This is a genomic window from Flagellimonas taeanensis, assembly GCF_003584105.1.
GTDB lineage: Bacteria > Bacteroidota > Bacteroidia > Flavobacteriales > Flavobacteriaceae > Flagellimonas > Flagellimonas taeanensis.
This window is the reverse complement of record NZ_QXFO01000006.1, coordinates 256,152-274,675: the sequence shown is the minus strand read 5'-3', so window position 1 is coordinate 274,675 and position 18,524 is coordinate 256,152. Positions and strand designations below refer to the sequence as shown.

The 18,524-nt window shown below is 41.1% G+C and carries 17 protein-coding genes; all 17 read left to right on the top strand.

What is annotated here, in order from left to right; all coding sequences use genetic code 11:
• Positions 1-56: 56 nt before the first annotated feature.
• The 17 genes from D2V93_RS02145 (at position 57) to D2V93_RS02065 (ending at position 18,521) form a co-directional block, all read left to right on the top strand.
• Positions 57-989, top strand: coding sequence for a DUF4412 domain-containing protein (locus tag D2V93_RS02145; RefSeq protein WP_119618184.1), 933 nt, complete (start codon positions 57-59; stop codon positions 987-989).
• Positions 990-1,020: 31 nt separating this feature from the next.
• Complete coding sequence (locus D2V93_RS02140; protein ID WP_119618183.1) at positions 1,021-1,863, top strand: hypothetical protein; 843 nt, start codon at positions 1,021-1,023, stop codon at positions 1,861-1,863.
• A 29-nt stretch (positions 1,864-1,892) separates the two neighbouring features.
• Positions 1,893-2,504: a hypothetical protein gene (locus D2V93_RS02135; RefSeq protein WP_147377340.1), complete on the top strand. Its 612-nt coding sequence runs from the start codon at positions 1,893-1,895 to the stop codon at positions 2,502-2,504.
• A gap of 20 nt (positions 2,505-2,524) precedes the next feature.
• Positions 2,525-3,088, top strand: coding sequence for a hypothetical protein (locus D2V93_RS02130; protein ID WP_119618181.1), 564 nt, complete (start codon positions 2,525-2,527; stop codon positions 3,086-3,088).
• Positions 3,089-3,156: 68 nt separating this feature from the next.
• Positions 3,157-3,654: a hypothetical protein gene (locus D2V93_RS02125; RefSeq protein WP_147377339.1), complete on the top strand. Its 498-nt coding sequence runs from the start codon at positions 3,157-3,159 to the stop codon at positions 3,652-3,654.
• A 170-nt stretch (positions 3,655-3,824) separates the two neighbouring features.
• On the top strand, positions 3,825-4,628 hold the full coding sequence (locus D2V93_RS02120; RefSeq protein WP_245978059.1) for a hypothetical protein: 804 nt from the start codon (positions 3,825-3,827) through the stop codon (positions 4,626-4,628).
• Between the two features lie 11 nt (positions 4,629-4,639).
• Positions 4,640-7,684 (top strand): hypothetical protein, encoded by a 3,045-nt coding sequence (locus tag D2V93_RS02115; protein WP_119618178.1) that lies wholly within the window; start codon positions 4,640-4,642, stop codon positions 7,682-7,684.
• A 992-nt stretch (positions 7,685-8,676) separates the two neighbouring features.
• On the top strand, positions 8,677-10,767 hold the full coding sequence (locus tag D2V93_RS02110) for a tetratricopeptide repeat protein (RefSeq protein ID WP_119618225.1): 2,091 nt from the start codon (positions 8,677-8,679) through the stop codon (positions 10,765-10,767).
• Positions 10,764-11,501, top strand: a complete 738-nt coding sequence (locus tag D2V93_RS02105; RefSeq protein WP_119618177.1) for a LytR/AlgR family response regulator transcription factor — start codon at positions 10,764-10,766, stop codon at positions 11,499-11,501. The genes D2V93_RS02110 and D2V93_RS02105 overlap by 4 nt, the downstream gene beginning before the upstream one ends.
• 237 nt (positions 11,502-11,738) lie before the next feature.
• Entirely contained in the window at positions 11,739-11,948 is a 210-nt protein-coding gene (locus D2V93_RS02100; RefSeq protein ID WP_119618176.1) for a hypothetical protein, read from the top strand.
• A gap of 21 nt (positions 11,949-11,969) precedes the next feature.
• The gene (locus D2V93_RS02095) at positions 11,970-12,533 is read left to right on the top strand and encodes a hypothetical protein (protein WP_147377338.1); all 564 of its coding nucleotides are present in this window, start codon (positions 11,970-11,972) and stop codon (positions 12,531-12,533) included.
• Positions 12,534-12,566: 33 nt separating this feature from the next.
• Positions 12,567-14,270 (top strand): cadherin domain-containing protein, encoded by a 1,704-nt coding sequence (locus D2V93_RS02090; RefSeq protein WP_182849921.1) that lies wholly within the window; start codon positions 12,567-12,569, stop codon positions 14,268-14,270.
• Between the two features lie 283 nt (positions 14,271-14,553).
• A complete protein-coding gene (locus D2V93_RS02085) occupies positions 14,554-15,408 on the top strand; it encodes a hypothetical protein (protein WP_119618173.1) in 855 nt (284 codons plus the stop codon).
• A 1-nt stretch (position 15,409) separates the two neighbouring features.
• Positions 15,410-16,186 (top strand): hypothetical protein, encoded by a 777-nt coding sequence (locus D2V93_RS02080; RefSeq protein ID WP_119618172.1) that lies wholly within the window; start codon positions 15,410-15,412, stop codon positions 16,184-16,186.
• A gap of 36 nt (positions 16,187-16,222) precedes the next feature.
• Positions 16,223-16,846: a hypothetical protein gene (locus D2V93_RS02075; protein ID WP_119618171.1), complete on the top strand. Its 624-nt coding sequence runs from the start codon at positions 16,223-16,225 to the stop codon at positions 16,844-16,846.
• A 2-nt stretch (positions 16,847-16,848) separates the two neighbouring features.
• On the top strand, positions 16,849-17,211 hold the full coding sequence (locus D2V93_RS02070; RefSeq protein ID WP_147377337.1) for a hypothetical protein: 363 nt from the start codon (positions 16,849-16,851) through the stop codon (positions 17,209-17,211).
• Between the two features lie 5 nt (positions 17,212-17,216).
• Positions 17,217-18,521, top strand: a complete 1,305-nt coding sequence (locus D2V93_RS02065) for a PA3715 family protein (protein ID WP_147377336.1) — start codon at positions 17,217-17,219, stop codon at positions 18,519-18,521.
• Positions 18,522-18,524 lie beyond the last annotated feature (3 nt).

Below are 18,524 nucleotides of genomic sequence, written 5' to 3'. Positions count from 1 at the left end.
CAAATTGATAAAAATAAGAAAACAGTAATCCCACAAGTATACTAAAATCAAATAAAATGAAAACAAAAACAGTGATAACAACCCTACTGGTGCTGTGTTTTGCTGTGTCTTCACAGGCACAGTTCTTAAAAAAACTCAAAAAAGCTGCTGAAAATGCTGCGGAGCGCACCATCCTGAACCGCACGGACGAAGAAGTTTCCAAAGGAACGGACAACACCATCGATTCCATCACAAAAGGGAAAAAGGGCAAGAAGAACGAAAATGCCAACACCAAGGAAATAGGGGAAACCGAGAAAAACCTTGATTCAACAAAACAACAGAACCAAGCCAAGGAAGCTGCCATGCAGAAAAAAATGGCCGGACTTCTGGGCGGCGGAGGTCTGAAGGGCATTCCGGACATCTATGAATTCTCATACAGGGCCACCATGAAGATCACCACCCAAAAAGAGGAGACCGAGATACACTATTGGATGGAACCGGGCCAACGCTATTTTGGCAACAGGTACAACGACGGCAGAACAAATAGCATCACGGTCATGGATATGGAAAACCAGGCCATGGTGATGTTCACTGACGATGGCAAACAAAAAATGGCCATGAAAATCCCTGCAGGCAAAAAAAACATTGAAAAGCTGACCAAAAAAATGGAAGAAAAGGGCAAGAACTCCATGGAGGACATCAAGGTGATTCCCATTGGAGACAAGACCATTCTGGGCTACAACTGCAAAGGCTACCAAATCACCTCTAAAGATGGAGTATCCAAGGTTTGGATTACCAATGAAACACCTGTGGGGTACTTAGGTGGAATTGCCAACACAGAAAGTTTGCCCAGCAGTGTATTGCCACTTGGCGAGAACACTATGTTCATGGAAATGAAGTTTGAGTCGGCCAAGAAGAAAAAGGACAATTTCAGCATGGTATGTACCGAGCTAAAAGCAGAGAGCATGTCCATTACTAAAGGAGAATATTCAACCATGGGTGGGTTTTAAGACTACCCTGTAATAGTAAACAACAGAAAAAATGAAACAACCTGTATTTATAATTATTGGACTACTTCTTATATGTTCACTTACACTAAATGCCCAGGACAAGAAGTTGGGTGACGGAGGCACCGATACGGACCATGGCAATGATTTTGGCATCCCCATGGATGATCTGAACCTCACCATGGATGACATCAACGACATTTTTGGTGATTCCGATGACACCAATAGTTGGAGGCTTCCTTATAAGGGTTTTCTCGAAGATAGAAATAGGGAAGAATTTGCAATTTATAAATCCATTTTTAAAAACAAATTCCAAAAATATAACGAGTACATCACCAATCTGGACAACTACTCCCCCTATACCAAATGCTTTTACCTGATGGTGCGCTACATAAATGAATTGGAAGCGGTGAAAGCGGAAACGGCAAACGACAATGACTGTCGGAGGACCTACGATTTGTACGGGATGCAGTTGACGATGATGATGTCCAGCACCACCATCATGTTCTGTACGGAGGAATTATTCAATGCTATGAGTAGTGTGAACCACCTGGAATATTCGGGTGTTGAAATATTGGACAAACCGGAGGAACTCAAGCGGTTCGTGGAAGAAATGAATGCCGTAATCCAACTAGTACCGGACATGAATCGCGAAAGCAAAACAGATTTTGACAAAAGGATGGAAAAGTATACAGAATTTGAAAGGACATTGATTGTGTTCTTTCAGGTATATCCCGAGCTTAGGAATGAGGATAAGTTCCGTTTATACCAACTGAACGCCCTGTTAGAAAAATATTTTCATCCACTGTCCCTTATGAAAGATGGCGTGGCCATCAGTCAACAAATGGATAGGCTCAAACCCTGCACAGGGTATTAATGGCCAATCAAATCCCAAAAATAGTAAACATGAAAAATTTGAAATTTTTTGTTGCCCTTTTAGTGGCGATGACCGTTGCATCCTGCGGCAATAAGGCCGAAAAGGAAACCCACCAAAAATCCAACACCGTTGTAGAAAAAGTAAAACCGGGCAATAATTTGGTGAAAGGCGCACGTGAATTGGCAGCTGAATCGGAAGCCCTAAAAAAACTCGACCCAATTGCAATTGAGGACCTTAAGAAATGGTTTCCCGAATCTATTGGCGGCTTATCCAAAACCAATAGTGATGCCATAGCAATGGCTGGTGCCGTAACTGCATTTGTGACTTATGGCACACACACCAACAAGCAAATCAATTTGCAGATGATCGATGGGGCGGGAGATAAAGGAGCCGCAGCCACAGGAGTCTTCAGGGCCATCAAGTATGATAAAACCAACAATGAAAGTTATGGCGATTACAATAAAATAAAAGAGTATGAAGGTACTGTGGTAAGGGAAGATTTTGACAAAAACCAGAACAGATATATCCTGGGCTTTTTCTACAACGACCGTTTTGCCATAAAACTAAAAGTAACGGGGTTTGAGCAACATGAGATTTGGAACATTTTCAAGGAATTCAAGCTTGACGGTTTAACCAATTGATATACTAAATTAAATCACCCATGAAAACAAAAACCATTGTATTCGTATTCACATGCCTGATTATCAACACATTTATACAGGCGCAATCAAAGTCGACACCACTCAAAAATGGTGAAAAAATAATTTTGGCCATTGATGATGACACAAAAACCATTGTGGACGTCCTACCAGTGGAAGCCTTGCCCGACAAAGCCACGGCGGCCAAAAAATACCCCGGAAGCACATTTTTTACCGGCATGTTATACGGTGAGTCCAGTCGTTCGGTACGGCCTTATGAGTTTTCGGATATAAAAAAGAGAAAATTCGCCGTCACTAGTTCCGAATCGGGTTCCCGCTCGGTGCTTCCTTATGAGTTTTCGGATGTTGAAAAAAGACATTTTATGACCCTGAATGATACCAAAAAGCTTTCGGTCATGCCCCAAAAAGACGCCATACTGGTTTTTGATCTTTCGAAAAGCTACACTCCGGGTGGTCCATTTTTATTTAGGGATTATGTGTTGGAAAAACTCAACTTTACCCTAGGAAATCAGTTTCTTGTCATGTTTGATGAGAAACAGAAAATGGTAGTTTTAAAAGCAAGGTAACCCCAGCTAAAAATCAGATGATGTATTTTAAAAGATTAAATCCCTACAATTACCTCTTATCAGTTTTCATGGCAGTAGCATTGTTGGTTTCCTGTAAAAATATCGAGAAAAAGGATGTTACAGGCCTTACTGACAAGCCTACGGGCACCCATGCCGTTGAAGTTACCATGGAAAACCAGGTCTTCCACATACGCCAAGAAAACCTGTTATCGGTAAAGTCAACATTTACAAAAGACAGCATTTTGCTTTTGTTCAGAGCGGATAAGAACCCGTTTCAACTTAACTTGAACCTTACCCATACGGATATTTTGAATATGCAAAAGGCGACCTTTATAATTCCGGACACCAATGCCGGGAAGATAAAGGTGGACCTGAATTTCTTCAACGCCGACAGGGATGTCAGCAGGATAAACAAACGGGTCGTATTCAAAAAAGGAACCATAGAAATTAAAAAACTAACAGAAAACAAACTGGAAATGATCTTTACCGGCGAAGGTAGTGGAATGACGGAGTGGGGCGGTAATTTTCCCATTTCGGGCCAAATAAACGCGACCCTTAATCCATAAAACCAAGACAGATGAAGAAAACTTTAAAAACACTAAGCTTATTGCTCCTATTATTTTTAACAACAGATTGTAAGCAGAATAAAAAGCAATCCAAGATGGTGGAAGATCCTTCCGCAATGACTCAACCTGTGGCTAAAGTTGAAAAATCCATCCGTATTATAACCCGAAGCATGGAGTTTCAATCGGTGGACACCATTTCTTCAGGATGGAACACCTTTGTATACGACAATCTGTCCAACGAAGCCCATTTTTTTCTATTGGACAAATATCCTGACGGCAAGACCATTAAGAATACGCTCAGTGATGTGGCCCCTGTTTTTGCAGAAGGAATGGACTTGATCAACGCAGGAAGAGCAGAAGAAGGTTTTGCCGCTTTTGGCAAACTCCCCGCTTGGTACTTTGATATTGTTTTTAGCGGAGGATCTGGATTGATCTCCCCCAAACATACAGCGGTCAGTACCTTGAAATTAGATCCTGGGTATTATGTGATGGAATGCTATGTGAAAATGCCGAATGGCAAGTTCCACACCCTCATGGGTATGGCCAAACCACTTATAGTTACCGAAGAGGACAGCGGCCATGAACCCCCAGAACCGTCGGTGGATATAGTGCTTTCGAGTGAGGACGGTATCAGTTGGGATAGGCCCATTACCAAAGGCAAACATACCTTCTCTGTCTATGTGAAAGACCAAAAGCCACACGAGAATTTTATCTGGCACGATATCAATATTGCACGATTGGCCCCGAACGCCGATTTGGAAGCTTTGGAAAAATGGATGGATTGGTCGCACCCCAAAGGGCTCATCACCCCAGTTCCCGATGGAGTCACATTTCTGGGAGGTGTAAACGATATGCCTGCAGGCAGCACGGGGTATTTTACCGTGGATTTAGAACCTGGGAAATATGTGTTCATTTCCGAAGTGCCCAATACAAAGAAAAAAGGACTGCTGAAGGTCTTTGAAATTGCTGAATAACGGGATTCAATATGGAAGCGAAATGTGACAGAAGGGAGTTTATTGAATTGGTAGGGCTTGGTTCAGCTGGACTCTATTTGTCACCGTTAGTGTTCACAAGCTGTCAGAACAATGACTTATTGGTGCCGTTTGATGTTTGGAACGAAATGATAACCGCATTGGAGCAAAGTCCGGATCATCTCCCCGGCAGAAGAAAGGCTTTGGTGGCTGCCAAAGACCCTAAGGCCATGATTCAATTTGTGCGTGATGGCCTGCAAATGATCCCTGAAATTGGCCAGTTTCTCCACCAAGCCAACCGTTTGTCCATTTATGGTACGGATGCGGCCCTGCGTTGTGGATTGGCCACACCGCGCGAAAAAGCTGAAATATTGAAGGAGATGCTGAGCGAGGCCGGTTTTGAGGCAAAAGTGGTCTTGGAAGAAACCGAAATTACTGAAGAGGAGGTGAAGAATATCGTATTTCGTGAAAATCATGCGGTATTTGCACCACCCATCAGTAAAAAACAACTCAAGAAATGGAAAAGATTGTTAGGGGCGAATGATAGCAATGGAAGCGTTGATCAATTGTTGGATCTCGATGAAAAATGCACCCATTTGGCAGACGGCCTTATTTCAAATCTGAATGAAAAGCACTATTCCGCTATTAAACCCAATTCCTTCCGTTTCCACAAAAGCGAAGTCCCTTCAGTGGTATATGTCTTGAATGGAAAAGAACATTATGCCCATGTTTTTGATCCAAATGTAACGGTGGGGCAATTGCATCCAAGCAATAAGGGCAATACGTTTAAGGACGCTCCAAAAATTTCCGAGGTACGCGAGGAGGATATCAAGATTTCGTTGACCTATAGGACCGCCATTGATTATTGGGAAGAAAAAGAGCTCCTTTCCGGAACCTGGAAATTGAGCGAATTGATTGGTAGCACAATGCAGATCTTGTTTATGAAGAATATGGATTTTGCCCAGCAGGCCACAAAGTCCATTTCCGACATCAGCACATTCACACCCTGCTTTGCCTATCAGAAATTTGATCAGGACCTGTCCTACATGGAAGAACGCTCACTTGTGGGCGAGCCCATTACCTTGGAGGGCAAAGAAATTCTTAAAAACGTGGTCGTGAAAGAGAACAATGGAGCGTTTGGGGATGTTTCACAAGTGAAGACCTTTGAAATAAAGGCTACCCCCATGGCTTTTCCGAAAGTGAAATTGGAACTATACCCAAAAGATGGGTCGGGAACCATTGTTGAAGGATTGTCCGCTGCCAATTTTAAGATTACCGATAATGGTAAAGCCGTTACCGGATGGTTGGAACAAAATGTATTTTCTCCAAAGATCATGCTGCTCTATGATACCTCACTGAGTATGCCACAAGAATATCGGGGAGATGGTGCAAAAGAATTTGCGGCGTCGCTTGAGGAAATGGTAAAGGAAATGTACCCAAATGCGAGCGTCAGGAGCAAGGCGACCACTTCCAATGTGTATACGTCGCTTTTAAAGGCCAAACAAAGTAGTGCGGACTTGATATTGTACGCTACCGATGGCCACAATGACGACCAATTCCAGACCGAGTACAAAGATGTATACGAAACGGGGCCACCTGCCATTTTGTTGAATGTATTCAATGTTGATACCTTTTATAAACACTTGCGGGAAAATTTTGAGTTCAAGGAGATTCCTGCCGACGACCAATTAAAAACGAAAGAGGAGATTCGAAACATCATTTCGCAGATGTCATTTCCCCCGTATGTACTTACCTACCATTCTTTTGAAGAAGAAAACGAACATAGGATCAATGTGTCCATTAAAGAGAAAGAGCTTTCGGATGAGGCAACTATTGTATTTCCCAAACCAAATGATCTTTATTTAGGGGAACGGATTATTGGTTTATATGTAGAGATCAGTTGGAGAAGTAACCGAATAAAGCGCACTTTGGCAGGGTGGGACAATTACTTGGACAGAGACCGATTGACGCCCAGTAGAAAATATATTGAAGATGTGCACGAAATGATGTTGGGCGGTGCCATGCTGGCCTTTGAACGGGAAGCTCCCACCTTGTCTGTCAGACTTACCGAGTACCTCTGCTCCTTGGTAAGCAATAAAGAGTGGTTTATGGCCCAGCAGATGAACGATACCAAAAAAGCAGTGGAGGCACTTGAAAAAGGCACGCTTGGCTATCCACCCTTGTTGCTTACCATGATGCAACCTTTGAATCATCATGTTACAGAAAAATCAGTTACTTATCCTACCCAATTCCGTTCCTGTCTGTTAAGGATGAAGCCTGGCTATTATAAAGACAGCACTAAAATCCTGTTCGATTATCTACCGACCGCAAAATATGCCAGCATGAGCCGATCGGGGACCAAAAGGGAAAATCTGTACGAAACGGTTAAAAAGACGGCCCAGTTTGCCTTTTTGGAAGAGATGGAGTTTGATGACAGCGCGGTTAGGCAATTGCAGGGGCATGACTTGGTAAGTTTGCACAATATCAGAAACGAACCCGAATACGGGTATAACATATTGAAAAATAAGCACAAAGTCTTCCAGAACCGGATTTTTAGGGAGAACCAGTTGTCATTTTTTGATAAGGAAATGAATGTTCCATCCTATTTTGAAGTAGATCGGAACTCAGGTGAGTTGCGTGGAATCCTACCCGATGGCAGCGGCGGTGGAAGTTCTTCCACGGCGGAACAACTAAAAGCCCTAAAGAATGTGATCGACGAATACCAAAAAGTATTGGCCGGAATCCAACTCATGATGATGATCCCTGGTGCAGCTACCTCGGCGGCCCCAATAGTGGCATTGTACAGCATGACCTTGGTAAAATTATATGCCTTTGCCACAGAGGCCATTATAGTGATGAATCCCGATAAACTGGAAGGACAGGTAAGCATGGCCTTGAAAGAATTGGCCTGTAATGTATATAAAAGCATCATCATGACTTTTATCGGAAAAATGGGAAGAGGAGAAGCACAGGGAGTCATCAACGGCATGGACGGACTGGAAAACTTGATTGCCATGATGGGGGGTAACTTTTCATTTTTACCATGCCCTTCGGCGTGAACGTGTAACAATGAAAATCGTACTAAACCATTTGTATATCAAATCGTTGTGGTATTTTGAGTCACTGGTTAAATCTCGATCCTAGTGAAAATACCTATCACAACAGGTCATTTGATATGCTAGGTCTTCGCAATTTTTAGTGGTAGTGATTGTTGTAATTTTAGGGATGGACAATTGAGGTGAAAGAGTACTCCAACCAGTACTAATTGTTCAACTAATAACATTACAACATACAGGCATACAGCAGCATGATGATGAAAATTCAATGGATGTCAACTAAGTATGGTGGATTGTTATCTGTTCCCAGTAATCAAGAGACCGATCAATGCTGGAAGGGGGTTGCCAAAGCCAGCACCTGTTTTGAGAAGAGGTAATGATTCCCAAGATCAAATACGATCATTTGGAAGAAATGCAGCCTCACTTCAAAGAGATTTAAAGGATATTCTTGAAAATGGAAAGTTCATCTGAAGGTTTTTTGGGCCCTTTCAGTGCGAAACAAGTTTTGCTCGTTGACCTTCAAGACGATAGATCAATTAAATGATCCAGTACTGGAAATAATTATTTCAAAGGGCATCCTTTCTCAAAAAAAAACTGCAATTGAAGACGCATGGTTTTTCAAATAAAGACTTCCCATCAAATCAATAATGTTAATCAACAAATAAATGCTGTACTTCTGCAAATATGTATTCAAACATTACGGATATACATTGAAAGCATTTCATGGTTAAGAAAACCGGTATAATGTCATTCTAAGAAAACAGAAAAAACGTAATTTGCCATACATTGGAAAGAAATATAAACTATCCCATTGTAGGTATTTTACGAATATCACCATACATTTCTTGACCATCCATGGACCACAACAAACCAAAAAGTTGCTGACAAACTTTATGAACCTAACCCGTAACTTAGCGCTTTTTTGGTTTTGTTTTTTCCTTTTTGTTTGGAATGTAAAATCGCAAGGCAAAAAAATCGATAGTTTAAAAAATGCGTTGTCCGTTCATTCTGAAAAAGATACCACTAGGTTCAATTTACTATATGACTTGGCATTTTCCTATTTCCAAAGAGATTTGGAATCGACCTATCCCTATCTTGAAGAAGCCGAGCTATTGAGCGAAGAACTTGACTACACCCGGGGTAAGGCCCGAGTATTTTATTTAAAAGGAATCCTGGAAAACATCAAATCCAACTACGATAAAAGTCTTGAATATTTTGAGCGTTCCCTCGGCTATTATAGGTCCATTGGGGATGAGGATGGAATTGCCTCGAGTTATACCGCTTTTGGGATTACCTTTTACGACCAATCAAAATATGACGAAGCTATAAACTCCTATGGCAAAGCGTTCGATATTTATAAAAAAAGTGGTAATAAAAGAGAGCAGGTGACCATTCTCATAAATAGTGCCAATGCCTACTCCGAGATGGGGAGGTTGAATGAGGCAGTCTCAAATTATAAAAGGGCATTGGAGGAGAGCAAAGCACTGAATGACGAGGACGGTATTTCTTATGTTCATTCCAATTTGGGGGTGGTGTACAAAGTGCAGGGCAACTACCCTTTGGCCATAGATAACTTTAACAAAAGCTTGGATTATGACATAAAAACCCAAGACACTATGGGGATGGCCTTTAAGATGAATGACTTGGGCGAAGTATATAGTTTTCTGAAAAAATATGACAAGGCATTGGATTATTATGAGAAATCCTTGGAGTTTTCATCAAAACAAGGGAATGATCGGCTCATGGCGATTATCAATGGCAATATTGGAAAGATATACTTTCTTAAAAAAGAATATTTAAAAGCATTGGAATACCACAATACATCCTTGAAATCGAGTCAAGAGATCGGGAACTTAAAACAAATGGCCATATGCTTGAATAACATTGGAGGAATCAATCTGTTGCTCAATGAACCTTTGGCAGCACGAGATAATTTTGTGAAGGCAAAAGATATTTGTCAGCAAACGAACAACAAGCATGTCCTGCCCGAAAGTCTTTTAGGTATAGCCGAAAGTCACATTCATGAAAAGGACTATCGCAAAGCACTTTCCTTTACCGAAGAGGCCAAAAAGATAGGAGAGGAACTGAAGCTATTGGAAATACAGAAAAAAGCGTCGGAGCTACTCTCCGTCATTTATGGGAATACGGGGCAATATAAAAAAGCACTCGAGAACCATCAATTGTTCAAAACCCTAAACGACAGCCTGTTCAATAAAGAAAACATTGAAAAAATAACCCAGATCGAGTATGAATATAAGTACAAACAGGCCCTTGATTCTGCAAACATCCGGGAACTGAAACTTACAAAAACAGTTCTGGCAACCTCCCAAGATCTGGCAAAGTCCAGGCAAAACCTCCTGTGGGCCATAATAAGTATTCTTATGGTTTCCATACTATTGGGGTCCATGATTTTCTATCAGAAATTCACTAACATCAAGACCAAAAACCAAAACATCATTACCGAGCAAAAATTACTGCGATCGCAAATGAACCCCCATTTTGTATTTAATTCCTTGTCCGTTTTACAAGGAATGATTTTGAATAAAGAGGAGAAAAAATCAATCGATTACCTGTCGAAATTCTCAAGATTACTGCGTATAACCCTCGAGAATTCAAGGGACAAAATGGTCTTGCTCTCACAGGAATTAACGGCCATAGAAAATTATATGGCCCTTCAGAATCTGGAAAATGACGCCTATAAATTCTCGATTGCCATAGATGAAGACATTGATGGTTCTTTGTTTAAAATTCCCCCCATGCTTATCCAGCCATTTATTGAGAATGCCATAGAACATGCTTTTACAAGTCAAAAAGAGGATAGAAAAATTGACATGCACTTAAAATATTTTAACGAAGAGTTGATATGCATTATAACGGATAATGGTATTGGTATCAATTCCCAAAAAGAGCATAATGGCAACGGCAAGAAATCACTGGCCACCCAAATCACTACAGAGCGATTGAATATATTATCTACATATTTCAAAATGAAAGGGTCCGTTACCATTGAGGATAGGATCAAGTATAATGAGAAAGGAACGGTTGTAACATTAGTTTTACCCCACGAAAAACTTAAAATGGCATGAAAGCGTTATTGGTAGAGGACAAAGTATATGTTAGAAAAGGACTGCTTCATTTGTTACAGTCCATAGAAACAGATGTGGAGGTCATGGGGGAGTGCGGATCGGTACAAGACGCCGTTGTGGTCGCGAACACATGTAAGCCACAACTTGTTTTTTTGGATATCAACCTTATGGATGGTACCGGTTTTGATTTTTTAGACCAGACCGAGCACCTCGATTTCAAGGTCATCTTTATTACCGCTTATGAAGAATACGCCCTCAGGGCCCTAAAGATAGGGGCTGTTGATTATCTCTTAAAACCCGTTGATGTTGAAGAATTACGATTGGCCTTGGAAAAAATCAAAAAACTTCCGGTTGGTGAACAGAAAAAACAAATAAAAACCGCAAAGCAAGTCTGGCTTCAAAATGACTCCACATTGGTATTGTCACTTAGTGATAGCTTTCAGGTGATAGATCTTCAAGAATTATTGTTCTGCGAATCCGATAAGGGCTATACCACCTTCCATTTGGCCAATGGCAAAAAATATGTGGTGTCCAAACCCATAAAAGAATATGAGGAGCAACTTGAAAACGTAAATTTTACAAGACCCCACCAGTCCTTTATGGTTAACCTGAAATTCATAGATAAATATGATAAATCGGGCATTATTTTCTTAAAGGACGGAAGAAAAATACCGGTCTCTTCCCGTAAAAAAGAAGCTTTTGTGACCACCTTTCTCAAATACAATAACCTCTAGGATTTTCAGTAGAGGATACGTCACGGATATCGTTTTGGCATTTTCCGAAATACGCATACAAATTTAAACCCAACAAATATAGGTTGGCAGTTCACAGATATGAATTGCCTGTTTTTTGGTCAATTGCATTGTTGCACCTTTAGCATGCAATAACCATTTCTTACTCAAGCTAACCTATGAAAAATTCCATTTTTCCTTGGACAACCTTTGGTCTGAAATGCTATCAACCTAAAATTCATGGAAAATATTAAATCGCGATTAGGCCAGGTGGGCCTTTTGGCCGCTGCAATGGGCATTATTTCAATGCTATTGTCAATTTTCAACTACAACATAAGGCTTTTGGCCTGGATAGACATTTGGGGAAGTACCGCAGGATGGGTGATAAGGATACTCTTGATACTTGTGGGAGGCCTTCTATTCTTTCAATTTGGAAGAGATAACGAGTAATCAATTCAAAAATCATAAATAATGAAAAAACTGAAGATAAGTCTTTTAGGATTTATGCTGACCCTATTCTCCTGTGGAGGGGGAGCAAGCACACAAGAGGCAAATGCCAAAGGATTTGAAGCCATTGAAGACGTGCTAAAGAGCAAATTTGGGGACGAAGCCCATTATACAGAGTTGACCATAACCTATAATGAAACCATTGGAAATATTGTAGGGGTTACCGCGACCAAAGCCCCCGAATCCTTAAAAATGGAGCAATGGAGCCTTTCCCAAGATAATTGGACGCAAACCTCGGACGTAACCATTCAGGTGCCGGAGAACAGTAATGCATCAGACTTTATGTTTCAACTTGGAGATATGGTCAATCTGGAAAAGTTGGGGGGATTGGTCGAAAAATCAAGAGAAAAGCTGATAGCCGAAAAGGAGATTGAAAATCCTTCAATGCATATGGCGCTTATACAAATGCCAAAAAATGGTGATCGTTCCAAGATGGAATACGTAGTGATGCTTCGTCCCAAAAACGGAGGAACCACTTTTACATTCAATTACGCGTTGGATGGAACACTCACAAACATGGATTATTGAAAATTGAATATGAAATATATAAATCCCAAAATCATGAATAACAAAAACAGACTAAGCTATTTTTTTATTTTGACACTATTGTTAACAGCCCTAGGTTGTAGCAGTGATGATGCAAATATTGAAGTTAACCTCCAGAATTTGGAAACTACCTTGGATGAAAACCCTGCCGAAGGTTATACGGTGGGTACTATTGAGGCCACTGGTGGTACAGCGGTGAATTTTAGTATTACTTCGCAAAGTCCTTCCGGGGCTATGAACATCGATGCCAGCTCAGGTGAAATCACCGTTGCAGATGCATCCTTGTTCGACTTTGAGACCAATCCGATCATTACGGCAACAGTTACAGCCAACAATGCGGAAAATACGGCAACGCTTACTGTTAACCTGAACAATGTAGGTGAAGTGTCCGCCCAAAGTTTTGAGGCCACTATTGACGAAAACCCCGCAGATGGGCAAGTTATTGGAGCTATTCAGGCGGGTGGAAGTGCTTCCGGTTTTAGTATATCCTCACAATCTCCCAGTGGAGCTTTGAGCATTGATGCAAATTCGGGTGAATTGACTGTGGCAGATGCTTCATTGTTCGATTTTGAAACAAATCCGATCATTACGGCGACCATTTCCATAAATGATGCGGATAACCCTGCTACGGTGACCATCAATCTTAATGATGTTATGGAATGGAGTACCCAAGATTTTACCGCCGACCTGGATGAAAACCCAACTGATGGGCAAGTGGTAGGGACCATCCAAGTTAGTGGTGGGGGCACCTTTGGTTTTTCCATTACTTCCCAAACCCCGGCAGGCGCATTAAGTATAGATGCGACCACAGGAGCATTGTCCGTGTTGGACCCCAATTTGTTCGATTATGAGACCAACCCGGTAATCACGGCAACCATACTTGTCGATGATGGGGTGTTTACGGACACTGCTACCGCCACCATCAATCTAAACGACGTAGATGAAATCGTGGTTCAGCAAGCCAACTTTACCGTCGATGAAAACCCATCAAATGGAGATGTTGTGGGTACTGTACAGGCAACAAGTAATGGTAGTTTAACCTATGCGATCACGTTTCAAAATCCTGCAGGCGCCTTTACAATTGATCAAAACACAGGTGAGCTGACTGTTGCTGATGAAAGCTTGTTCGATTATGAGGCCAATCCCAATATGCTTGCGACCATTTCTGTGGATAATGGCACATATTCAGTATCGGCGAATGCATTTGTTGTCCTGACAAACATCAATGAGGTTGGTGACTTTAACCATGGTGGTGTTATTTTCTGGGTGGATCCTGTAGACAATGACCATGGTTTGGTTAGTTCAATTGCTGACCAAGGGGTAGCACAGTGGGGTTGCGATAGTGTTTTTATAAATGGTGCTACAGGAACCGCATTGGGTACTGGTAAAATCAATACCGAAGCGATAGTATCCGCATGCCCCGAAGTACAAATTGCGGCAAAACTCGCCGCAGAACTTTCCCTAAATGGGTTTGATGATTGGTTTCTACCAAGTGCAGATGAGCTTAATGAATTGTATCTAAACAAAAGCATTGTAAATGCGACCATAACCGCCAATGGAGGAAATGCTTTTACCAATTCGACCTATTGGAGCTCCACTCAAGACAATATTGAACCTGGCTTTGCCCTTTTTAAAGGTTTTAATGGGTTTGAAGGCAGCGATCTAAAGTACCTTACGTTCCATGTCAGGGCAATCAGAGAATTTGACCTTGGTAATTGATTGTAAATCAAACACCTCCGGCTGAAATAGTCGGAGGTATTTGTGCTTTGGAATCGACCACAAAACAGGTTTTGTTGACTTATGTGGTTTGTAACCGAATTTGCTTCTAGAATCACTCTGCTTAGTAAATAAAAGAAGAGTATGGAGAGTACAATAGTATGGTAAACAGAGCATAATGACACTGGTCCAAATAATACTTACCGCATCCGCAATATTTACCGCTCTGATATTGGGGCTTTTGACTTTGTCAAAAAGGAAATGGGTTACCGTAACATTGCTTTTAATGGCGGTACTTTTCCTTATGGCATCATCATTTTTTGCTTATTCAGAGTATTCGGCCTATCAAAAAAGAAAGGACCGCTATACCCTTCAAGCAATGAGGATTCTTGAAGCACCTAATGAGAATGGTTCCAGCCAAAATTCGCTTGACCATTTTAAGCCCTTTCAAGAATATCGAAATGTTTTGTACGGGTACGAGGCCTTCCTTTTGGATTTGGGGATGAATTATATGGGCTCTGTTTCCTATAAAAATACCATAAGGGATGAAATAATGGCCGGTCTGGAAAACCAAGAATATGGGGAAACCTACTGGAACACTGTGTTTAACATCACCTTTGAATATGAAAAGAATACCAAAGCGTTTCACAGGTCAAAATACGGGATATTCTATGTTGTGCCCGCTGATCTAGAACCACTGGATATGGAAGAGACGGATTACGGTGATTTGAACGATGCGGAAAACTATGCCTTTTTTGAACGTATGAGCCAACTATTATACATAGGCCAAAAGATAAAATCGTTTGACCGATCGCCAGAAAATATCGGTAACCTCTGGAATCACAACAAATCCCATATCTATACTTTTTTCTCCAAAAGCAAATACGACGAACTCTGCAAACAAGTTGTGGACGATTTAATAGAAGTACATGATAGCATAACCACAAAATCAAACTATGAAGAGTTTTATAAGATGTACGATGTTTCCGATGACGTTTTCCTGGATTTCCCATCAGTGGAGTATACCAGTTCCTTTGAATATTCATGGCCCTTCAGTTTTTGGGACCGTCGTTTTGCGGAAGACAACGCCTCCAAGGTGTATGCTATTTTAAAGGAAATTCAAAATCATTATAAAAATTGAAATGAAAAGCGCAATTGTCATTTTGGTGATCATCGGTCTTGGCTTGGTAGGCGTGGCCTATTATTTCTCCTTGGAATCGTTCAAGTTGATCGAAAGGAAGCAAGAAGGCGATTATCTCAACGAAGTAATTCTTGAGAACGAAATGATTGCGGAAGAATCTGCTAGGGAAGAATTGGTCTATGGGAATACCATCATCAATCAATACATGGATCTCACCAAACCCGAATATGCTGTTATCAACCCTTGTATGCAAAAATTTCACCATACAGGAAAATTGGATGCCTTGTGTTTAAATGAGGTATTGGACGCTGTGGTTGATGATTTTGGGGAAGATAGTTTTATAAAGGCAGTGATCGGCTCCAGTATTGATTATGAGAATCTTGCTTTGGACCATACTTTTTTAGAAAAGCTGTTTTCCGAACGCAGCTCGCTGGCCGATAAGCTCAGACTTGGTTTTTTGAACAGGTATCGAAACCCCGACTGTTTACAAAGGGCATTTGATAGATACAAGGACAATCTTTTCGGAAGTATTCCCAAAAGTCTCTATCAGAAAATCTTTGAAAAAAAGCTTGTTGAGTGTCTGTCCGCTTATGAAGAGATAGCCCGTCAAACCAATAAAGAGGCCTTTTTTGAAGACATTTATTATAAAGCGGACATGCGAAATCTGCATGCTCAATATTGGAAATATACTTTTTGGAAAAGAAGGGCGATCGAAAAGAACGACAAGATGCTGTATGCCATCTTGACCGAGATCAAAAACCATTACAATGACCAATAGCTTTTGTGCCAGGATTGTACAACCAATATCTTTCAAATGGAGATAATCATCATCGCCGTACTGATTTTGTTATTGGTTGTCTTGGTATTCCTCGGCTACAAACTACTACGGTTTATGTTCAAAAGTAAAGGGCATACCGTCGTCTCGCTTTCATTGTGTGTCCTTGGACTTTTGATTATGGGCTCCTACCACGTTTTTTTTAAAAAAATGGAATTCGTTCCGTCCAAGGTGTACCCTGATCTATACCTGATAAAAAATCCGTTCAAGAACAAAAACGAATTGGATACTGCTATAAAAGAGTTTGTTATTGATCATATGAAAGAAAAGTTCAGCGGTTTAAATGATTCGACCAAAAGTGTATCCCCATCTACTTATTCCTTGCGCTTTTATGAGTATACCAGAAGTTGGAGTATCCACCTATTTGCAGATGCAGGAACGGCCTATTTTTTAGAAAACGAGGAAGATCCCAGTGGTTTTGTCGTGGAAGAATTGTCCATGTACAGCGCATATCGGTTGGCACAGTTCCATGGAGACCTTTGTGAAAATGACCCTGGACAATATTGTGGCGAACTGATTTTTTTTGACAATGGAGAGATTTCAAACTCCTTGATAATGAAGGATATAACCCCAGACCAATCCAATGATCCCCAAGCGAAATGAGCATGGGAAAAATCAGATCACGGCCGTGGCGAACCAAAATAGTTTTGGAATATACCTTGTGGACAATAGTTGCTCTAATTATGGGCATTGGCTATATGTACCTTGTTTTGGGGCCATTGCCGGAAGCAAACAACCTTTGGGATTTTTTCTTTGGTAAACTGTACCTCTTCGGCCTCGTCCGTGTTGGACTTACCATTGGGAGTATTGTAGCGGTGTTGTTTATACTGTTCGATGTCTTTCTCATAAATAAGAAACAGATTTTCGGCAAGCGCAAAATGATGGTGCGGATGCTGACCTTGTTACTTATCCTGGCTGTTGTGGCCATTTTGCATTATCTGTTGGAAAAAACCTTTAACCTAATATAAACGCAATGAAATTAACGTATGCTGTCGTGATCATCTTATTGATGTCCTGTAATCAAAGGACAAAAGAGGAAAAAAGACCGGAGGTTATTGAAAATGAGCAGGATAAAAAGGCCACACATTTGGAATCCATGATTAACAATCAGGAAACCACGCTAAGCTTTGTTGAGGTAATTGCCCTTACCAAAACCAAGGAATTACCCCATATCGATACTACAAATTTTGACCGTTTTATTGAGGAAGAGGATATCAAAAAGGTCGATACCAGAGCGTTAAGCATCGAAAAGATATATCCTGATTTTTACGCTGAGGCCTCCAGATATCGGGCAATGGACTCGTACAAAGTGGCATTGTCCCCCGACTTTCATACGGTGGTGGTGACCTTTAGAAAAGGAGATTTTGAGATGGAATCCACATTGATCAACTATGATTTGGAGGGTAACATCATCGACCATCAATTAATTGCTTACGACGAAGTAGCCGAAGGTATGTCCAGAATCGAGTCAAGGATCAGTGGGAACAAAATCACAATGAACCGTATTTTTTGGACAGAAAAAAAGGAGATTGAACAAGAGGAATTCAGCATTAAGGACAATGGGAAAATTGAAGCATTGGATTCCAGGTCCCTAAGTGAAACTCTTACGGACTATACCATGGTTTTATCCGTTTTGAAAACGCTCGGTCTTCATCCTTTGGAGGTTAAAACGGATTTGATTGTCTCCAAGACCTGGAACCAATATCCGGGCAGTGAAATTGTGGTGATTCCAGAGATCGTAGATGAAGGGGAGCACTTTTTTGAACTCAACACTCATATCGCCATTGTCGATAATCAAACAGGAAATATTACACACCGTTTCTTTGAAAGTGTCAAAACGAACCAATGGGTTTCTGATGCTGTGGTACTTAAAGAAATAAAAATTGATACAGCACCTTACCAACTTTCCGAAGAGAAAATGGCTTTTGGCATACGGGTGCACTATTACGGGATGTCAAGGGCAAATCCATATGAGAATGAGACCCTATCGCTTTTTGTGAAATCCGGGGGTAGCCTACAAAAAGTCCTGACCAATTATAGTGTTATCGATTATGGTGGCGAATGGGATACCAATTGTCAGGGAGAATTTATGCGTACCGGGGGGACCCTCATTTTGTCCGAAGAGCGGACTAATGGCTGGTTTGATATTTTGGCGAAAAGTAAGATCACCAAAACCAAAAATGAAGAGAATGAGAATGGGGAATGCGTTGCCACAGAAACAACTTCAACCGAAACCATAGTCTTGAAATTCAATGGGGAGGAATACAAAACCGAATAAAAC